This is a genomic window from Corynebacterium sp. UMB4614, from assembly GCF_030217065.1.
GTDB lineage: Bacteria > Actinomycetota > Actinomycetes > Mycobacteriales > Mycobacteriaceae > Corynebacterium.
Genome location: NZ_JASONC010000008.1, coordinates 19,454 through 39,259, shown reverse-complemented (window position 1 = coordinate 39,259; position 19,806 = coordinate 19,454). Strand labels below are relative to the sequence as shown.

The window sequence follows — 19,806 nt, the reverse complement described above, 5'->3', positions numbered from 1 at the left end:
GAGCCTGACGTCCTAAAAATTTAGCGCGCGTACCCTGGGGGGCATGAGCGAGACAGTCTTCGAGCAGACCCTAGATCACCCCATTGACCAGGTGTGGGGCGTGCACGCGACGCCGGGGATCGTCACCCGCCTGACGCCTGGTTTCACGCGTGTGCGGCTGCTGCAGGAGGCCGGGAATCTGAAAAGCGGGCTGACTCGCATGCGTTTCCCCGGCGGCGTGGTGTGGGAGGGCAAGCACGACCCGGGGTTCTACCGCCCGCTCGTCGCGGCCAGCGGTGGGCGACCGGCGCACGTGGACTCCCCGGCGCAGTTTTCGGACGTCTGCGCGACTCCTGGGGTCGGTTCGGCGTTCGGTTGGAGGCATGTCCATTCTTTTCAGGACGCCCCTGCCGGCGGCGGAACAATCTTGCGTGATCGGATCACCACGAACGCGCCGAGTTTTCTGGCAGATCAGCTGCTCAAGGGGGTTTTCGGCTACCGGCAAGCGCAGCTGGCGGGGGATCTGAAGCACCTGCAGCAGGCCCGGGGCTGGGCCGGGGAGTCCACCGGCGAGATGACGATCGCGGTGACCGGAGCGACGGGCGCGGTGGGCACGCAGCTGTGCGCGTTGCTGCAGTTGGCGGGGCACCGGGTGATCCGGCTGAGCCGGAACCCGCGGCCGCTGATCGATGAGGCGAATGCGCGCCCCGGTGGGGCGGCGGTGCATTACCGGCGCTGGAATCCGGAGCACCCGGCCGAGGACCTGCTGGCCGATGTGGATGCGGTAGTGCATCTGGCTGGCAGCTCGATCGCGGGCAGGTTTACGGAAGAGCACCTGGCGACGGTCGCGGGTTCGCGGATCGAGCCGACACGGAAGCTCGCGGAGCTGGCGGCCCGCACGGATCGGGTGCATACCTTCGTGTCCGCGTCGGCGGTGGGTTTCTACGGGGCCGATGCCCCGGAGCCGGTCGATGAAACCGCCCCGGCGGATGAGTCCTCGACGCTGGGGCGGATCGTCCGGGACTGGGAGGCCGCGACGGAACCCGCGGTGGCCGCCGGGCTGCGTGTCGTGCAGGTGCGTACCGGGCTGGTGATGGCCGCGGGCACCGCGCTGCTGGATCTGCTGACCGCGCAGGCCAAGCTGGGCGGCGGGGCACTCGGCAGCGGGCGGCAGTTCTTCCCGTGGATCGCGATGAATGACCTCGTGGATATCTACCACCGGGCGCTGACCGACCCGATGCTGCACGGCCCGGTCAATGCGGTGGCGCCGGGGATCGTGCGCAACCGGGAGTTCATGGCCACGCTGGCGGAGGTGGGCGGAAACCCGCTGCTCCCGCGGGGCCTGCGAGGCAAGTTGCAGGTGCCGGTCCCGGCGGCCGGGCCCCGGCTGCTGCTGGGCGAGGATGGTGCCGCGGAGCTGGCACTGGCGGACCAGAACGTCCGCCCCGCCGTGCTGACCGATATGGGGCACGACTTCCGCGCCCCGGAGCTCGCCGACGCGCTGCGCCACGAGTTGGGGAAGAACCCGGCGCGCGCACTACAGTCATAGGTTATGAGCGCTACGGATTCTGCTTTCGCTGCCGCACCGGCTGGCCGGTCGGCTCTGCTGTTCCTTTCCTTCGGCGGGCCCGAGAAGTCGGAGGATGTGATCCCGTTCCTGGAGAACGTGACCCGCGGCCGGGGCATCCCCCGCGAACGGCTGGAGAAGGTCGGGGAGCACTATTACGCCCTGGGCGGGCGCTCCCCCATCAATGACCAGAATAAGCAGATCATCGCGAATATTGAGGCCGAGCTGGCCACCCGTGGCGTGGACCTGCCCGTGTACTTCAGCAACCGCAACTGGGAACCGTATGTCGAGGACACGATGGTTCAGCTGGCCCGCGAGGGCTTCGACACGGTGTACGTATTCGTCACCAGCGCCTGGGGCGGCTACTCGGGTTGTGGGCAGTACAACGAGGACATCCGCCGCGCCCTGGACGCGGTGCGCGAGGCCGGGCTGGAAGCGCCTAAGGTGCAGCGCCTGCCGCACTTCCACGATCACCCGGCGTTCGTTTCTGCCTTCGCCGCTGCGGTTGACGCGGCGCGCGCGGAGCTTCCCGCTTCCGTCCAGGACGACGCCGACCTGGTGTTTACCGCGCACTCCGTGCCCAATAAGGCGGACGATACCGGCGGCCCACACAGCTTCGGGGGCAACCTGTACTCGGAGCAGGTGCTCAATGCATCCCGCCTGATCCAGGAGACCTCGAGCTTCGCGGGCCAGCCTGGTTCGGGCGCGTCCCTGGGGTGGACGGGCCAGCTGGCGGCGGGCAAGCCGGTGGGCGGCCGCGGCGACGGCCCGGCCCACACGGGCGAGACCGCGGGCGTCGACCTGGGCGTGGGCACCCCCTATGACGTGGAGCTGGTGTGGCAGTCCCGCTCCGGCTCACCACACGTCCCGTGGCTGGAGCCGGATGTGTGCGATCACCTCGAGGCGCGCGTAGCGGCGGGTAATAAGCGCCCGATCGTGCTCTGCCCGGTGGGCTTCATCACCGACCACGTGGAAGTCCTGTGGGACCTGGACACGGAGGTCCGGGAGGTCGCGGAGGAGCACGGGGTGCCCTTCGTGCGGGCGGCGACGCCGGGCCTGGATTCCAGCTTCGCCAGCATGATCGTGGACCTGGTCGCGGAGGTCGCTGACGACGAGCTGCCGGTCGCTGAGTTCACCGAGTCGCAGCGTGCTGCTGCAGAGCTGGTGAAGAAGCTGGGGACGGTGCCGAACTTCGGCGGCACCTGCGACGGCGCGCCCTGCGCACCGGGTTGCTGCGGGGCCCAACGCTAAGCCGACCGCGCCACATGGCGCCGAGGCCGCGGAGACCTCGCAGCAAGCACGGTTCGCCTACTCCCTGTTCGCCGGGTGGCGGGAGACGCTAGCATCGGGAAGGTCAACCTTCCCCAACCGTCATGAAAGGGTCGTGACGCACGAGATGGCGAATCCCTATAACCAAGACCCCACCGACCCGGCTGAGGGCCCGGACGCGACCGGGCCCGCGAACGCTGACCGCGCCGCGACAACCGACAGCGCCACTCCAGCCGAGGGCAGCGCAGCGACCGACGGTAACGCTGCGGCTCGCGGGGACGTCCCGACCGGCGACGTCGCCGCGCAGGGCACCGCTGCTGACGACACTGTCGCCAACGGCACCGTCACCGACGGCGCTGCCCCGGTGAACGGTGCGGTTCCTGCGGACGGCACCGCGGATGACGTCGTCCCGGGTGAGGAACAGGAACAGAAGAAGCCCGCGGGACCGATGGCGCTGTCCATCGGCACGGCGATCATGTCGATCGCAGCCATCGCGGTGATCTTCCTGAGCTTCCTGTGGCCCGCCCAGAATGCCGAACCGCAGAACATCCCGGTGGGCATCGCGGCCTCGGAGAAGACCTTCAATGAGCTCGACAGCCAGATGAAGGAGGTCGCGGAGCAGAACCAGCTCGTCATCCCCTTCAAGATGGAGCGCTACGAGGACGCCTCCGCCGCGCGCACCGCGGTGAAGAACAACGAGGTACAGGGCGCGCTGGTGGTCTCGGATAAGCCGGGTCAGGTGCGTGCGCTGCTGGCGTCCGCGAATGGCCTGGAGCCCTCCCGAGCGATCGCGGAGTTCGCCCAGGAGGTCAACCAGCTGCCGGCGCAGCGCGCGCAGCTCGAGGGCAAGCAGCCTTCCCCGGAGGTCATGCAGGCCGCGATGGCTGGCCCGGATATCCAGGACCTGGTGCCGATGTCCGAGCAGGAGCAGCAGGGCAAGACGCTGGGGAAGATGACGCTCCCGCTGGTCTTCGCTGGTCTGCTGCTGGGGCTTGCTTCGGTGGGGCTGCTGCGCGGCACTCAGCAGCGGGTGCTGACTCTGCTGGCGGGATCGGTGCTCGGTGGCCTGATCGCGGCTGTCGTGACGGTGCTGACGGTGGGTTATGTGGATGGCAACCTGGTCTCCCTGTGGCTCTCCTTCACGCTGGGGATCCTGGCTATCGCCGCTCCGGTGGCGGGCCTCGGCGCCCTGCTGGGCAGCTACGGGGCGTGGATCGGCGTGGCGATCCCGGTGCTGGCTTACCCGCTCTCTGGGGCGAACGAGCCGCGCGAGTTCCTGGGCGCGCTGGGCAACCTCGGCGAGGCGCTGGCCCCAGGTGCGGCGACGCGGCTGAACAAGCTGCTGGTGTACTTCCCGGATGCCGCGCTGTGGCAGCCGCTGCTGGTGCTGCTGGCCTGGTCGGTGCTGGGCATCGCGCTGATCGCTGTGGGTCAGCTGCGCGATGAGCAGGAGGCCAATGAGGCTCAGCAGGTTTTCGGCGAGAACGCTGGTGAGCCCGTTGGCGCGGAGACCGGTGCGCAGGTCAGCGGGGACGCCCCTAATCGCTAACCCCGGGCACGGTATCCCTGAAGACAAGACAAAGGGGGCGGCCTAGCGTGATGCTAGGCCGCCCCCTTTCGCTATGCGCCGGGTAATGCCGGGCAGTGCTCCGCAATATTGGAGGCCGGCAGCGGACTACTTATCGAGCAGCAGCTCCGCGATCTGGATGGTGTTGAGCGCTGCACCCTTGCGCAGGTTATCGCCAGCCACGACGAACACCAGGCCGCGGTTGCCGTCGACCGCCTGGTCCTGGCGGATACGGCCGACGAGGGTGTCGTCGATGCCGGTTGCCTGCAGCGGGGTCGGGACGTCCACGACCTTCACACCCGGGGTGGCTTCCAGGACCTCGCGGGCGCGCTCGGCGGTGAGCTCGTTGGCGAACTCGGCCTGCACGGTCATCATGTGGCCGGTGAACACCGGCACGCGCACGCAGGTGCCGGAGACCTTCAGCTCCGGGATGCCCAGGATGCGGCGGGACTCGTTGCGCAGCTTCTGCTCCTCGTCGGTCTCCCCAGTGCCGTCATCCACGAGGTTGCCGGCCATCGGCAGGGAGTTGAAGGCGATCGGCGCCACGTAGGGGCCGAGGTCCTCTGCGCTGAAGACGGAGCCGTCCTCAACGAGCTCCTCCATCTTGTCCAGGTTCTCGCGCAGCTGGTTCATCAGGGTCTGCACGCCAGCCAGCCCGGAGCCGGAGACCGCCTGGTAGGAGGAGACGTGCAGGTGGGTCAGCTCGGCTTCCTTGTGCAGCGCGCCCAGTGCCGGCATGCAGGCCATGGTGGTGCAGTTCGGGTTCGCGATGATGCCCTTGCCGGCACCGGTCTTATCGCCGGGGTTAACCTCGGAGACGATGAGCGGGACCTCGGTGTCCTTGCGCCAGGCGGAGGAGTTATCCACCACGGTCGCACCGGCCTCCGCGAAGCGCGGGGCGTGCTCCCGGGAGGTCGCGCCACCCGCGGAGAACAGAGCGATATCGATGCCCTTGAGCTCCTCGGTCGGCGTGGCGGCGACGTCCTCAACAACAATCTTCTTGCCACCGAACTCCAGCTCCTTGCCTGCGGAGCGGGAGGAGGCGAAGAAGCGCACCTGATCGGCAGGGAAGTTGCGCTCCTGGAGCAGGTCGCGCATCACCTGGCCGACCTGGCCGGTGGCGCCGACGACAGCAAGCGTGGTCACGGGGAATCAGTCCTTAAAAGATTGTTTGAGAGAAATTCTTCTGGGCGTAGTGTTTAGCGGCCGGTTCCAGCGTAGACGGTGGCCTCTTCATCGCCGCCCAGCTGGAAGCGGTCGTGCAGTGCGGTGACGGCCTTATCGACGTCGTGCTCGCGGATCAGCACGGAGATGCGGATCTCGGAGGTAGAGATGAGCTCGATGTTGACGTTCGCGTCGCGCAGCGCCTCGGTGAAGTCGGCGGTCACGCCCGGGTGGGACTTCATGCCGGCACCGACGAGGGAGACCTTGCCGACCTGGTCGTCGTAAAGGACATTCTGCCAGTCGCCGGACTCCTGCATGCCCTTGAGCAACTTCACGGCGCGGGCGCCGTCCTCGCGCGGGCAGGTGAAGGTGATGTCGGTGCGGTTGTCGGCCAGCTTGGAGACGTTCTGCAGCACCATGTCGATGTTGATCTCGGCGTCCGCGACGGCGCGGAAGATGCGAGCGGCCTCGCCCGGCGCGTCTGGGATGCCGACGACGGTGATCTTCGCCTCGGAGCGGTCGTGGGCAACGCCCGTGAGTACTGCTTCTTCCACTGGAATATCCTCCATCGATCCGGAAACTAGGGTGCCATTGTCGTTGCTGTATGAGGAGCGCACACGCAGGGGGACGTCGAAGGCCCGGGCGTACTCCACGGAGCGGAGCATGAGGACCTTGGCGCCGACGGCGGCCATCTCCAGCATCTCCTCGAAGCTGATGTTATCTAGCTTCTTTGCATCGCTGACGATGCGTGGGTCGGCGGTGTACACTCCGTCGACGTCGGAGTAGATCTCGCAGACGTCTGCGTTCAGGGCTGCCGCGAGGGCGACGGCGGTGGCGTCCGAACCACCGCGGCCGAGGGTGGTGATGTCCTTCGTCTCGCGGTTCACGCCCTGGAAGCCTGCGACGATGCAGATCTTGCCCTCGTCGAGCGCCTCGCGGACGCGGCCTGGGGTGACCTCGACGATGCGTGCGTTGCCGTGGCGCTCGGTGGTGATCACGCCGGCCTGGGAGCCGGTGAAGCTCTGCGCGTCGGCGCCGAGGGATGCGATTGCCATGGCCACGAGGGCGTTGGAGACGCGCTCACCGGCGGTGAGGAGCATGTCCATCTCGCGGGCCGGTGGCACGGGGTTGACCTGCTCGGCGAGGTCCAGGAGTTCATCGGTGGTGTCACCCATGGCGGAGCAGACGACGACCACGTCGTTGCCCTGCTTTTTAGTGTCCACGATCCGTTCCGCCACGCTGCGGATGCGCTCTGCTGATTCCAGCGAGGAGCCGCCGTATTTTTGCACGATGAGTGCCATGTAGTTTTGGCCCGCCTTCCCGGATGCTCGGAGTTGATTGGGGTGGTTTTTCTTATTGCCGTTGTGGGGTGTTTTCCGTGTTACACAGATTACAGGAGGGGCTAGTGCTCCCCTATAGGAGGGCGTTGGCCGGGGGCAACCGCTTGTTGGTTTAGGGTGGAGGCCGATGATGCATAGCAACGCACTGGCGATCCTCTTCGGCCTCGCCTCCGCGCTCACGATCGCGTGGGGCACGGTGGTTCGGCACCGGGTCGCCGAGGATTCCGGTGGGACGGATACCTCTTCTGTGGTCGCGGCGATCACCCGTGTGCGGTGGTGGGCCGGGCTTGGGCTGTCCTTTTTGGGCTATGCCTTCCAGATCGTGGCGTTGGGATTCGGCACCTTGTTGGTTGTGCAGCCGATTCTGGTGCTCTCCTTGATGTTCACCTTGCCGCTTTCGGCGAAGCTCTCTGGTCGCCGGATTTCAAAGTCGGAGACGGCGTGGGCGGCGTTGCTCACGGTCGCGGTGGCGGTGATCGTGGTCTTGGGCCGCCCGCAGGCTGGGGTGGCGCAGCCTTCCCTACCGCGGTGGTTGACGGCGCTGGGCATCGGCGTGGTGATTTTCGTGGTGATGTATCTGGCTTCGCTGCGGTTGCGGAGCTCGAATCGGGCGCTGATTTTGGGCTCGATCACCGGCGGGATCATGGGTTATGTCGCGGTGCTGTCCAAGGCTGTGACGGATATTTTCGCCCGCTCCGGGATGCTGGATCTGCTGATCAGTTGGGAGCTGTGGGGGCTGATTGGCTTGGCTGTGATCGGCACGGCCGTGCAGCAGGCCTCCTTCAACGCGGGCCCGTTGAAGAATTCCCTGCCGGCGATGACGGTGGTGGAGCCGATCTTCGCTTTCGCTCTGGGGTACACGATCCTGGGCGAGAAGTTCGACGTCTCCGGCTACGAGTGGACCTACATGGCCGCCGCGCTGGTGATCATGATCGTCTCCACGGTGGTGCTCTCCCGGAAGACGATCACTGACTAGCCGGAACTAGCCACGCGGGCCGGGGTGGCTGACATATCATCGTGAGTCGGGCTTGATTCACAACCCCCAACTACTGCTCTCAATTGTCCGGAGGAACCCCACCGTGAGCACTGCACCGTCCCAGAACAGCTCTTCTGACCAGGCCAAGCCGTGGCTGAAGTTCTATACGGAAGGGACCGCCCCGACCCTGGACTACGGGGAGACCACCCTGGTCAGCATCTTCCGCGACGCGGTGCGTAAGTATGGCAAGCGGGATGCGATGTGGTTCCTGGGCACGCAGATCACCTACAGCGAGTTCGGTGAGCTGGTGGATAAGGCCGCGGCCGTCCTGAAGGAAAACGGCGTGAAGCGGGGCGACCGGGTGGCCGTCGTCCTCCCGAACTGCCCGGCGAACCTGGTTGCGTTCTACGCCATCGTCTCCCTGGGGGCCACGGCGGTGTATCACAACCCGCTGTACACGGCGCACGAGCTGGAGGGTCCGTTCGCAGATCACGGCGCGAAGGTTGCGGTGTTCTGGGATAACACGGCCGATATTGCGCAGCACCTGGTGGATACCACCCCGCTGGAGAAGGTGTTCACCGTGAACATCACGAAGTCGATGCCGCTGCTGCAGCGGGTCGCGCTCTCCCTGCCGGTGCCGGCGCTGCGCAAGGCGAAGGCGAAGCTGACGGGTGGGCCGACTCAGTTTGAGGACTGGGACGCCGCCGTCGACGCGATGGCACCGGGGTTGGGGCGCCGCGCGATTCAGGACGCCCTGCCGACAGTGCGGCCGAAGTGCCCGGCGCTGATTCTGTACACCTCGGGCACGACCGGTTCGCCGAAGGGTGCGGTGCTGAGCCACCGGAATATCTGCGCGAACCTGATCCAGGGCAAGGCGTGGGTGCCGGGCCTGGGCGAGCAGGCTGATCCGGAGCGGATGCTGGCTGCGCTGCCGATGTTCCACGCTTATGGCATGACGATGAACGGTGCGCTGGCGCCGCTGATCGGCGGGGAGTTGCTGCTGCTCCCGGCCCCGGAACCGGCCCTTTTGCAGCAGGTGATTAAGAAGAAGAAGCCGACCTGGGTGCCGGGAGTGCCGGCCCTGTACCAGGCGATCGTGAAGCTGGCGGAGGAGAAGGACCTCGACCTGTCCACGATGCGGAACTCTTTCTCGGGCGCCTCGGCGCTGCCGGTGGCCACGGTGGAGAACTGGGAGAAGCTCACCAATGGCCGCCTCGTGGAGGGCTATGGGCTGACCGAGACCTCGCCGATCGTGCTGGGTAATCCGATGAGCGCGGACCGCCGCCCGGGCTACGTCGGTGTTCCGTTCCCGGATACGGAGGCCCGCGTGGTGGATCAGGACGACCCCACGAAGGTGCTGGACTACGGCGAGGAGGGCGAGCTGGTGGTGCGTGGCCCGCAGGTTTTCGGCGGCTACCTGCACCAGGAGCAGCTCAACGAGAAGATCTTTGCCGATGGTTGGTTCCGCACGGGCGATATGGCCGTAATGGAGGCCGATGGCTTCGTGAAGATCGTCTCCCGCCTGAAGGAGATGATCGTGACCGGCGGCTTCAATGTGTACCCCGCCGAGGTGGAGGAAGCGCTGCTGGAGCACCCGGAGGTCAAGGAGGCCGCCGTGGTGGGACTGGCGAAGGAGGACGGCTCCGAACGCGTGGTCGCTGCGGTGACGCTGGCGGAGGCAACGGAGGGCGAGGAGCACGAGCCGCGCCGCGTGGGCGAGAAGCTGCACGATTCGCTGCGCCAGCACTGCAAGAAGGTGCTGACGGGTTATAAAGTGCCGCGGGAATTCTTCCACGTGGCAACGCTGCCGGCAGACCAGATGGGTAAGGTTCGCCGCACGGAGATGCGCGCGATCCTGGAGGAGCTGGAGCGCCGCTAGTTCGGACGCGGCCGGTCAAGCGGGGGGGTAGGCCGGGCGCGGCGCTGGTGTGCCGTGCATCCTGAAAACGGGGTGGACGCTGGGCGATTCTCCCCGGCGCAGCGGAATGGGCGCGCGAACAGCGCGCCTGACCTCCATCTTTGGGTTTCAAGTGCAATTGACAGAACTTACTTAGCCCTGCTTAACTACCTCCTAATCTTTCGGCGCCCGCCGGAGGTCTACTCACTTTCACTAACTTAAAAAGGAGTGGGATGAAGAAGGTCATCTCCACCACCGCGACGCTGGCACTGCTGGGCGGCGGTATGTTGTTCATTCCCCAGGCTTCCCTCGCGGAGACTACGTCCGCGTCCATGTCCCTGAGCTGTTAAGCGACCCCCAACAAATTCGCAGGGCCACAGGAATTCAGCACGGATAACGTCACCGTCAATATCGATGCACCGAAGAGCGTTCGTATTGGCGAGGAGTTCCGCGCTGGCTTCTCCATTGACCCCGTGGAGGTCGAACTGCCTTCGCTGCCATTGAGGGCAAAAATGGAAAGCGCTAGCCGCCTGAAGCTGGACATGGCTCTGCCGGCAGGCGTGGAGTTCCTCGGTGCAGAGATTGACGAATCGAAGTCCAACCTGAAGGGCATGAAGGTCCTCCAGGTGGATGCGGCCGGCAACCCTAGCTCTACTGGCGAGTTCCTCCGGGTAACCAGCTCCAATAACGCCACCATCGGTAATGGCCCGAATTCTTCCCGCGACCGCGAGGGCGGGATCAAGTACACGCTGAGTGGTTCCAAGATTGACCTGCGCTTCCCGGAGATCACGCTGCGCCTCAAGGCGAAGACCGCCGGGGAGAAGGCGCTGGGCGTGCGCACCCAGGGAGAGGCGGGCGCCTTCGCCCGGGACGAGAACTTCCTCACGATGCTGGGCAAGGTCTCGGCTTCCATTCCCTTTGTTGGCAATACCAATATCTGGGCCCCGGTGCAGTGCTCGCCCCGCACCAGCGCCAACGCTCCACTGGACACCCGGGCCGCCAAGCTGGCGAGTGTCACCGTTGAGGACGCTTCCGAGGTGGCCCTAAACCTCGAGGCGACCGGCACTCCGGTCGCCGGTCAGCCCGCAACCCTGAGCGCTCGCCTCGAGCCTGCGGCCGAAGGCACCGTGGAGTTCGCCTCCGGTTCCCTGAAGGCCAGCGCCCCAGTGGTTGATGGCGTAGCCACCGCCGATCTGACGTTCCCCATCACGGGCGAGCACGAGGTCACGGCCAGCTTCCAGCCGAAGAATTCCGGCGAGTTCAAGCCAGCCACCGCCACTACCACGGTGACGGTCGCAGGCCAGGATGCTGCCCTGAACGTCGACGTTCCCGAGAATGCCCCGGCGCGTTCGCGCGTGGCGGTCAAGGCCACCGTGGCGCAGGGCGCTGAGGGCACCGTCCGATTCCGCCTTGGTGATTCGACGGTGACGGCGAGGGTCAACGATGGTGTCGCCACCGCTGAGCTGCCCACCGGCCCGAACCCAGGCCAGCAGGAGATCACCGCGGAGTTCACCCCAGCGCCACGCAGCGCATTCGCAGCGGGCACGGCCAGCGCTCCGATCACGATCGATGCGGTCACCGGCACGACGATCGAGCTGAACGCGGATCAGACCGGCCCAGTTCGCCCCGGTCAGCCGGTCAACATTAGCGCCACCGTCACCCCTGCCGAGAACACTGAGCGGGCAGAGGGCATCGTGGAGTTCTTGATCGACGGCGAGCGGATCACCCGCACGCTGGAAGGCCACGCCACGAGCGTGGAGTTCACCCCAGACCGTGAAGGCGATTTCCCGGTGGAGGCCAAGTTCATCCCGGCGGATGACACCCAAACCCCCGCCGAGGATGTGCTGACCGTGCAGGTGAAGGGCGCTTCTGCGACCGAGATCAAGGTGGACGCTCCGCAGAGCGTCGAGCCTCTGGTCGAGGCCCCGACCACCGTGACCGTGACCCCGGCGGCTGCAGGCACCGTCACCGCCGTGATCGACGGGCGCCGCATTTCCGCGGAGGTCCAGGAGGACACGGGCGCCGCCACCCTGCCGCTGGTGTTCCCACGTGAAGGGGAATTCGAGGTCCCTATCACCTTCACCCCTGCTAATCCGGCAGACGCGAAGCGCGCGGCGACCACCACGACCATCACCGTGGCTGCCCCGGCAGCGAGCGACGTCGAGATCGCCCTCAATGGGCCGGCTGCCGCAGAGAAGGGCCAGAGCACGAGCTACACCGCGACCCTCACCCCAGAGGTCGGTAGCCAGCGCAGCGTGACGGGTTTCCTGGAAATCCTCATCGACGGCAAGCCGGTCACCAAGGACGGCGAGACTGCCCGCATCCCGGTTGTCGAGGGAATCGCGGAGTTCGACGTGCTGTGGAACCGCGCCGGCGCGCAAGAGCTCACTGCGGTCTTCCACAATGCCTCCGGCGAGGAGGTCTCCCGCACGGCAAAAACCGTGACCGTGGCAGGCGATACCGGCACGCCGGGCGACGGGAACAACCAGAACCCCGGCGATGGCAATGACAACCAGGTGACACCGGGTGGCTCCAGCTCCTCGGCTACCAACCCCTTCGCCCCGCTGATCGACTTCTTCCGCATGCTGTGGGAGTGGCTGACCTCGCTGTTCTCCGGTGGGGGTTCCTCCTCCGGCAGCTCTAGCGCATCCCGTGACTAAGCCCTCCCCCACTCCTACTCCTGCAAGGACTTTTCTATGACTCTGTTGCCTTCTCGTCGCTCGGGCCGCCTCGCCCTGGGCGCCATCACCTCCCTATCCCTGAGTTTCACGCTGCTTTCCGCTGCCCCCATGAGTGCTGCCGCGCCGGTCAAAAAGTCGGTGCGGGTCAACCACCAGTGCGTTGAGGACAAGGGGATTAGGTCCAATGGATCCCTGCTGACGCTTTCACCGGATAATGTCGCCGTCGAGTACCCGGAGACCGTGCTCCCGGGCCAGACCTTCACCGTCAAGGTCCAGCCGGGCGGGATGAGCACCGGTGACAAGGACACGGGGCGGATGAAATACGACATCGCGCTGCCGCAGGGGGTGAAGATCAGCAACCTGCGCCTCGATGGGGGCGCATCTGGGCTGAACGCGAACCCGGCGGCCGTGGTGCAGCGCGTTGATGCCTCGGGCAAGCCGAATGCCAATGGCGCTTTCGCCCGCATCTGGGACGGCGCTCACTCGGTGAATAATGGCGGAGACGAGAACGACCAATGGTACAACGCCATCTTCTGGAGTGTTCCTCGCGCGGGCCTGGCGGTGGACAGGAACAAGTCCTTCCGCCTGCCACGCATCGCCTTTGATGTCACCGCCCCCACCACGGTCGGCTCAAAAATCGTGACGGGCCTGCGTGCAGCCGGGACCGGCGCGGGCCCCGCCGGCAAGGAGAACCGGGACAACACCCTCTCCATGCTCGCCAAGGCAAACGTTGCCGATGCGGTCTACTGCACCGCGGATGCCGCCGGTAAGACCCTCACCAGCACCACGGTGGCCCTGCGCGATACCCAGACCGAGTTCGACGAGACCTCCACCGACCTTGAGGTCACCAGCGGCGAAGGGGAGGTCACCCTGAAGGCCCTCGTCAAGGGCACGGATGGTCAGCCCATCACCGAGGGCAAGGTCGAATTCGACCTGGGCGACGGTCAGCGCCGCACCGTGGACGTTCGCGATGGTGTCGCGGAGCTGCGCTACACCTACGCCGAGCTGGCGGACCGCGAGTCCGTCAAGCACAAGGTTGTGGCTCGTTACCTGGGCGTTGAGGGGCGCACCGGAGCCTCGGAGGCGGCCACGACAGTGACGGTCAACCCGAAGCCCCGCACCGCGCTGAAGGCCACCGTTGACCTCCAGGGCGAGGTCGACGCTACTGCCCCTGCAGACGGCAAGCTGCCGCTGAGCCTGCGCGCGGCAGTCGGCGCCGAGCTGGCTGATCCGGAAGCGGACCCGGACGCTGACACCACCCTCGAGGACGGCGTGGAAGTGGTGTTCTTCAACGGCGATGAAGAAATCGGCCGCGCGAAGACCGTCAACGGTGTGGCGGAACTGCAGACCACCGTGCCGGATGAGGCGGCCACGCTGCAGCTGCGCGCCGTCGTCGAGAACTTCGAGAACGACACCCAGGAGGTCTCCGGCGCCGAGGACACGCTTGAGCTGAAGGTCGCGCCGGTGTCGAAGACGACCCTGCAGCTGGGCGCGGTCAAACCGGCCCTGGTCGGCGAGAAGCGGACGCTGAGCGCTCGCTACGAGGTGTCCGCGGGTTCCCCGGAGGGCGCCGAGGTGATCTTCCGCGCCAATGGGATTCGCGTGGGCACCGCGCAGACCGACGCTGAGGGCAACGCGAGCGTGGAGCACGTCTTCGATCAGGCTGGTCTGCAGAAGATCACCGCGGAGGTTCGGGAGCGCGAAGTGGAGGGCCGGATCTTCAGCAAGGCTGTGGCAGAGGCCGTCACGTTCCAGGTTCTGGATGCCAAGGATGTGGAGACCGGGACTACGCTGACCCGCGAGGGTGTCTCGGTGGACCTGGATGCAACCCCGCTGACCGGCGATGCGGTGGCTTTCATCGCGAAGGTGACGGTCCAGGGTGAGGAAAAGATCACGGAGGGAGCCACGGTCTCCTTCTTCGACGGCGAGAAGTTCCTGGGCACCGCGCCGATTGACCCGGCTACCGGGGAGGCTCGCTTCGAGTACCGCTTCCCGACCCGCGGTGAGCACCAGGTGCGCGCGGTCTTCGGCGGCCAGGAGGTCGTCAATGACGAGGGCGTGGTCACGGCTGTTTTGAAGCCTTCCGCCTCCGAGGAGCTCACCGTGGAGGTCAAGGCCCACGAGATCGAGGTTGAGGACACCCCCGGCGCCGGTGACGGCAACGGTGGTGACAACGGCGGTAACGGTGGCGACGGCGATCAGAATCAGGGCGGTTCGGACGGCTCCGATATGGGCTCGGCGGACGGTTCTATCCTGCGCAAGCTGTTGATTGCGCTCGGTGCGATCGGCGTGATCAGTGCGGTGATCGCTGCGGTGATGCACGTTCTGAACCAGCGCTAAGCGGCCTAGTGTGAACCCAGGGTGCGGACCCCGCGCCCTGGGTTTTGCTTTGCTTGCCGCAACCGGTGCCTATCCCCTCTGAACGCTTGCCTCTGCTTCTGGTGTGAGGCGGCGATTCGCGCCCACCGGGGATAGCGGTTCTTGGCATCGAGATCGTGGCACGCCAGACATTGCGCGTTTTGCAGAGTTTGATGCCGGAAATCCAGAAAAAAGTGGCATCAAACTCTGCAAAACACCCCCCCTTCTTCCCAGGCCTCAGCCCCAGACACCCGGGGCGGGCTCAGCGTGGTTCGCTGGGCCCGCCCCTTCATGTGTGCCTACCCCCTGAGCTGGGTGGCGCGATGCACGCGCCACTCCCCTGCCTAGGTTTGACCTTTAGGCGGTCTTGCGGCGGCCGAGCAGGAGGCCCGCGCCTGCGAGTGCGGCGCCGACGAGAGCCACGAGGCCCACGCCGTACCCGCCGGTCTTCGGCAGCTTGCCGGACGCGGTATCCGCGACCTGCAGGATCATCGCATCGCCTTGGCCGCTCACTTGGATTTGTCCACTGCTGGTACTGACGACAGAGATCTTATACTTCTTGGTCTGTTCATCAATGGAGATCTGGAACTCAACCGGCTGGGCCAGCAGGTTGAGCCCCTCGGGAGCCTTAGTCTCGACAAGGAAGAAAGTGCCAGTCTTTTCCACCTTGATGGATTCCTGCCCGGGCTTGATGGTGTAGAGCGGCTTGCCAGCGCTGAAATCGGGCTTGCCGTCCTTCGAGGGGTAAATCTCGAAGGTCGCGCCACCCAGCCCTGGCATTACCACGATCTCATCATCGACGTACTGAGCCTTCTTGAAGGTCAGCTTGCCCGGCGGAGTTTCCGGCTGCTTGTAGTTATCAACTACGCAGGAAACCGAAGACAGCTTCTTATCCTTCTCGCTCATCGTGACCTTGAAACCGAACTCACCGTCATTTGTGACTTCAATAGTTTTCGTTACCCCGTCACGGGTTTCGGTACACACAGCATTCTTGCCATTCCTCTTATAGAGGTTGTAGCCCGGCTGCTGCGTCTCTACCAGAGTCAGTTGCTGCTCTTGTTCGCTCATGATGTTCCAGGAAGCGGTGCCACGGTCCTTATCCGCCCGCGACGTCGCCTTCAGCGACTTCCGAACGAGCTCGCCGTTACCTGGGTCGATGATGTCCTGGCCACCGGCAGAGAGGGTGAACTCCCAGCCTGGGGCACCGTCTTCAAGAACCTTGCCGTTTTCATCGACAATCCTCTTCTTGACCTTCACCACACCGTTGCATCGTGTGGTTACGTCTTGGGCGATTTTCTTCATCTGTTCGGCAAGATTGCTGTAGTTAGACACCCTCACCGTGTCACCGGTGCCCGAGATATCCTCACCCATGGTCTTGACACCACGTGTACCGTAGGTCCACCTCGATTGATTGAGAGTGACCGTCTCCTGCCTCCCATTGGGCAGGCGCTCAAACACCTGCAGGGCCTGGCTGCCTGCCGCGTCGTACGCCATTTTCAGATTCGCCAAGGTGTCGGTGTTGATGTAATTGGCGTGCGAAGCCTTCGGGCGATCACTTCGAATTTTGTAGTACAAACCTGGATCTCGTCCCGGATCTTCTTCCCAGCCAATCCGCTTGGCGTCTTTGAGCACCAGATCATTCGTTACAACAGGGCGTTGGCCGCTTCGTCCGCCAAGCGTCAGGTCGACCATAATCGGAACAACACGCGTACCGGCAGCTTTGAGTTCGTTGGCTGCCTTGATCGCGTCGTTGAGAGCACTAGCCTGAACGAACTCGCCACCGATGCCCTTGCTCTTGATCGTCGAGGAGGTCGTGGGCATACCATCAGTGATGAAGTACACCACGTCGTAGTCGTGATCCTTGACCTGCTTCAGGCCCGCTTCCCAGTTCGTAGCACTGTTATCTGCGTTATAGCTCCAGTTCTTAACTACGTCCTTTGCTCGCTGGACGCCCTGCTCCGACTGCATTGAAATATAGGGTGGCTTCTGACCGTGTGTCGTTCCAGCCCGATTAGCTGGACCACTACTTGCGAAGTTATAGATTCCAAGTTCAGCTGGAGTGCCCTGCAGGGAATCGATAAATGCATTCGCGGCCTGTTTAGATGCTTCGAAACCATCAGTATCTGCGTAACGAAGCGATGTCGAAAGGTCTGCTACTACGGCAATGCGCAGGCCACAACGCTGTGGCATCGGCGGGTTGGGAACTCGTCCGTTCACCCACTGAGCTCCATCTGGCGGAGAGATAATCGGCGGCGGTTTTGGCTCACTCTTTTTCTCGCCATACACATCAAGAGTGACCTTCAGATTCTTGTTCTCCGAGAGATTATTAGTGAAGGTGAAAACCGCGTCCTTCGGCACGACGGCAGAGTCAACCGGCTTGCCATCCTTTACCGGAACAACGTCCATAGTGATGAAGCCATTTCCAATATTGACGTTGCGCTTCTGCAAGGTGACACCTGGCTCGATCTGATCCAGGGTGAGATTGTACTTCTGCGGGTCCAAGAAGGTCGCGTCAGTCTCGATACGCACGGTTGCGTACTTCATGTGAGATTCCTCAGTCACCTTAGCCGTAAAAGCATTGGGCTTCGTCGGATCTACTGGGTCAGCTTTAACTGCAAATTCGTGGCCGATGGCATCAAAGTGACGCCCTTCGACAGCCGGTGGCTTGGGGTTTTCCGGCTCCGGTTCCGGGGATGGCTCCGGTTCCGGCTCCGGCTCCGTGGGAGGGGGAGTCGTATCGCCACCCAGAGTGCCCTTCGGGGTGACGGACACCGTTCCCGATACTTTAGGCGCAGTAAATTTCGGCGAAATTCTAATGATTTCGCCCTTTTTCACTGCAATATTCAGACCATCATGGGTAACCGTCAACGGTGCTCGCTGTGTACCGCTCGATGGTGAAATTTTCGGGGGAAGTGTATTGTTCCCGATCTTCAGTTCGTATCCCTGCAGCCAGCCAGATCCACCAATTTGAAAATCAAGGCTCGTGATCGTGGCGTCTTCCTCAACCGTGAACTCGAACGGGGGGTAGTACTTTCTGGTATCCAGGTCTTTGAAGTCTCGCTTCTGCGGACTCACCGGGATCGCCGTGGCCTGCGCCTGCGCGGTCGGGGCCGGCAGGCTAGGCAGCGCGCCCGGGACAGCGACGCCGAAAATCAGCGCAAGCGCGGCGGTCAGCGCGGCCGCTACACCCATGAACTTTGTTTTCATTGTCGCTACCCTTCTTGCTTTCGCTTCTTCGTTATCAACAGCATCAACAGTCCGGCGCCCATCAGCGCCACTGCGGCGAGGACGAGCCCGATGATCTGCACACCAGTCATCGCCAGGTCGCCCTGTCCGCGTTCTTGCTCATCGCCCGGCCCGGGGGTTTCCCCTGGTGGCGGGGTCTCGCCCGGTGGGGTGTCCCCTGGGGGTGGGGTGGTCGGAGGCGTCGACGGTGGCGTCCCCGGTGGGGTCGACGGCGGCGTCTCCGGAGGTTCGGTCGGTGGGGTGGTCGGCGGAACCGTGCTGCTCGTCTTCGCCACGATCACGCCTTCCACCGGCCGGGGGTTATCAGCGACGGTGTGGAAAGGCACCGCCACAAGGAAAGGGCTGATCTCTCGGTACTCCCCCGCCGCGGCACCAGCCGGTGCCTGGGAGGTGACCAGGTAGATGCCCTTCTCGAGGCCTTGGAAGCGGACCTGGCCGACGTCGTTGGTGACGGCCGTGATCGTGCGGTCGGTCGGCCAGTCAGCAATCTTGTCCGCGCCGGTGTTGCGGACCTTCGCCATGTCTGCGGCGTTCTCCGGGTCGATGCCCTGCAGCCGCTCCAGCTTGATGGTCACGCCTGCAACCTTGCCCGTGGCAGGGCTGAGTGGGTCGCCATTGCCGGAAGAGAGCGTGATGCTCAGCGTGTCGGTCCCGTAATCGCGGGACACCCCGGGCTGATCCCTGAGCCCGGCAACCTTGGCTGCCTCTGCGATACCGACGGCACCGTGTGCGCCGCCGAGCAGGCCAGCGCTGAGAGCGATGGCCGCCACGAGGCTGCGGCTGGTCCGCGCCGCGCGTGCTTGGCTAGTCATCTGCGCCAGCCCCTTCGTCATTCATCGTTTCTGTCGTTTCCTGGGATTCGTTATCCCGCTTTTGCTTTAGCAGCCACCGCAGCAGCAGGAGCAGAACAACAGCTGCTGCCGCGAGCAGCGCGTACATCCACCACTGCCACCCAGCACCGTGGTTCTTGTCGAAGATTTCGTGGTCCGATTCGTCCAGCGGGACCTGGTGGCCGCGCACCAGCAGGCGGTGCGTGTTGATCCCGTAGGGGGTGCAGGTGATCAGGGTGATGTAGTCCTTGCCCTGCTCCGGGCGGAGATCCTCGGTTTCGGTGGGCAGCACGACCTTGATCTGGTCGACCACGTACTTCAGCTTCTCGCCGGAGACCTGGACGTAGAAGGCATCACCCTTCTCCGCCTTGTTGAGGTGATCGAACATGGTGGAGTTCGCCAGGCCCGTGTGGCCAGTGATCACCGAGTGCGTGCCCTTGCCGCCGACTGGCAGGTCGGAGCCGAACAGGTGCCCCAATCCCTTTTGCAAAGTGTCGTTATCTGTCCCGTGGAAGATCGGCAGGTCTGCCTTGATCTTGGGGAAGATGAGGCGCGCCATCGCGTCGTTCGCGTCGAGTTGGTCCAGGTATTCCTGGTAGTCCGGGTTGTTCTCGTCGAAGCGGGCGAGCCAGGGGTCGAGGATGGGGCCGGTGGTTCGGTCCGTGTTGTATTCGTGGGCACGCTCCCACTGGGTGTTCTTCACCTCTTGTGGGGTGTTCTTTTCGAGTTTCGCGTATTCCTGCGCGGCCTTCGTGGCGAGGTGGTTATTCCACAGGGTGGACGTCACCGGGTACAGCATCACGAGCACCCCGAGGATCACGAGCACCGCGGCCAGCATGGGGCTGGTCTTGGTGCTGTTGGCACGGCGGGGTTCCTTCTTCGGTTCCACGCTGGTGCTGAGGGTGTGATCCACGGGGTACTCCTGAGGCTGG

General features: G+C 64.7%; 12 protein-coding genes. 7 read left to right on the top strand and 5 right to left on the bottom strand.

Annotated features, from left to right (window positions below; genetic code table 11):
• Nucleotides 1-43: 43 nt before the first annotated feature.
• The 3 genes from QP413_RS05055 to QP413_RS05045 all read left to right on the top strand — a co-directional run bounded on the left by QP413_RS05055 (nucleotide 44) and on the right by QP413_RS05045 (nucleotide 4,364).
• Entirely contained in the window at nucleotides 44-1,528 is a 1,485-nt protein-coding gene (locus QP413_RS05055; RefSeq protein ID WP_284780927.1) for a TIGR01777 family oxidoreductase, read from the top strand.
• 3 nt (nucleotides 1,529-1,531) lie between these two features.
• Nucleotides 1,532-2,797 carry a ferrochelatase gene (locus QP413_RS05050; protein WP_284780926.1) on the top strand — a complete coding sequence of 422 codons (1,266 nt, stop codon included), beginning with the start codon at nucleotides 1,532-1,534 and terminating at the stop codon, nucleotides 2,795-2,797.
• Between the two features lie 133 nt (nucleotides 2,798-2,930).
• Complete coding sequence (locus QP413_RS05045; RefSeq protein ID WP_284780924.1) at nucleotides 2,931-4,364, top strand: ABC transporter permease; 1,434 nt, start codon at nucleotides 2,931-2,933, stop codon at nucleotides 4,362-4,364.
• A gap of 126 nt (nucleotides 4,365-4,490) precedes the next feature.
• Here the strand turns inward: QP413_RS05045 and QP413_RS05040 are convergent, their stop codons facing one another.
• Entirely contained in the window at nucleotides 4,491-5,528 is a 1,038-nt protein-coding gene (locus QP413_RS05040) for an aspartate-semialdehyde dehydrogenase (RefSeq protein ID WP_284780922.1), read from the bottom strand.
• Nucleotides 5,529-5,581: 53 nt separating this feature from the next.
• The gene (locus QP413_RS05035; protein ID WP_284780921.1) at nucleotides 5,582-6,847 is read right to left on the bottom strand and encodes an aspartate kinase; all 1,266 of its coding nucleotides are present in this window, start codon (nucleotides 6,845-6,847) and stop codon (nucleotides 5,582-5,584) included.
• A gap of 169 nt (nucleotides 6,848-7,016) precedes the next feature.
• On the opposite strand from QP413_RS05035, the gene QP413_RS05030 reads away from it, so the two are divergent.
• From QP413_RS05030 to QP413_RS05015, 4 genes are all read left to right on the top strand, one after another.
• On the top strand, nucleotides 7,017-7,862 hold the full coding sequence (locus tag QP413_RS05030; protein ID WP_284780968.1) for a DMT family transporter: 846 nt from the start codon (nucleotides 7,017-7,019) through the stop codon (nucleotides 7,860-7,862).
• 103 nt (nucleotides 7,863-7,965) lie between these two features.
• Nucleotides 7,966-9,741, top strand: coding sequence for a long-chain-fatty-acid--CoA ligase (locus QP413_RS05025; RefSeq protein WP_284780919.1), 1,776 nt, complete (start codon nucleotides 7,966-7,968; stop codon nucleotides 9,739-9,741).
• Between the two features lie 530 nt (nucleotides 9,742-10,271).
• The gene (locus QP413_RS05020) at nucleotides 10,272-12,419 is read left to right on the top strand and encodes an Ig-like domain-containing protein (RefSeq protein ID WP_284780918.1); all 2,148 of its coding nucleotides are present in this window, start codon (nucleotides 10,272-10,274) and stop codon (nucleotides 12,417-12,419) included.
• 36 nt (nucleotides 12,420-12,455) lie between these two features.
• On the top strand, nucleotides 12,456-14,780 hold the full coding sequence (locus QP413_RS05015) for an Ig-like domain-containing protein (protein WP_284780917.1): 2,325 nt from the start codon (nucleotides 12,456-12,458) through the stop codon (nucleotides 14,778-14,780).
• Between the two features lie 375 nt (nucleotides 14,781-15,155).
• Here QP413_RS05015 and QP413_RS05010 read toward each other — a convergent pair whose 3' ends face one another.
• The 3 genes from QP413_RS05010 to QP413_RS05000 are packed head-to-tail and all read right to left on the bottom strand — an operon-like array spanning nucleotide 15,156 to nucleotide 19,787.
• Nucleotides 15,156-18,005 (bottom strand): SpaA isopeptide-forming pilin-related protein, encoded by a 2,850-nt coding sequence (locus QP413_RS05010; protein ID WP_284780916.1) that lies wholly within the window; start codon nucleotides 18,003-18,005, stop codon nucleotides 15,156-15,158.
• Nucleotides 18,006-18,010: 5 nt separating this feature from the next.
• Nucleotides 18,011-18,856 (bottom strand): adhesin, encoded by an 846-nt coding sequence (locus QP413_RS05005; protein WP_148820671.1) that lies wholly within the window; start codon nucleotides 18,854-18,856, stop codon nucleotides 18,011-18,013.
• Complete coding sequence (locus tag QP413_RS05000; RefSeq protein WP_284780915.1) at nucleotides 18,849-19,787, bottom strand: class C sortase; 939 nt, start codon at nucleotides 19,785-19,787, stop codon at nucleotides 18,849-18,851. Before QP413_RS05000 ends, QP413_RS05005 begins: the two co-directional genes overlap by 8 nt.
• Nucleotides 19,788-19,806: the final 19 nt, after the last annotated feature.

Excerpts from the sequence above, each read along its gene's own strand:
- QP413_RS05055 (WP_284780927.1), top strand. The coding sequence starts at position 44 with ATGAGCGAGACAGTCTTCGAGCAGACCCTAGATCACCCCATTGACCAG.
- QP413_RS05050 (WP_284780926.1), top strand. The coding sequence starts at position 1,532 with ATGAGCGCTACGGATTCTGCTTTCGCTGCCGCACCGGCTGGCCGGTCG.
- QP413_RS05035 (WP_284780921.1), bottom strand. The coding sequence starts at position 6,847 with ATGGCACTCATCGTGCAAAAATACGGCGGCTCCTCGCTGGAATCAGCA.
- QP413_RS05030 (WP_284780968.1), top strand. The coding sequence starts at position 7,017 with ATGCATAGCAACGCACTGGCGATCCTCTTCGGCCTCGCCTCCGCGCTC.
- QP413_RS05020 (WP_284780918.1), top strand. The coding sequence starts at position 10,272 with ATGGAAAGCGCTAGCCGCCTGAAGCTGGACATGGCTCTGCCGGCAGGC.
- QP413_RS05015 (WP_284780917.1), top strand. The coding sequence starts at position 12,456 with ATGACTCTGTTGCCTTCTCGTCGCTCGGGCCGCCTCGCCCTGGGCGCC.
- QP413_RS05010 (WP_284780916.1), bottom strand. The coding sequence starts at position 18,005 with ATGAAAACAAAGTTCATGGGTGTAGCGGCCGCGCTGACCGCCGCGCTT.
- QP413_RS05005 (WP_148820671.1), bottom strand. The coding sequence starts at position 18,856 with ATGACTAGCCAAGCACGCGCGGCGCGGACCAGCCGCAGCCTCGTGGCG.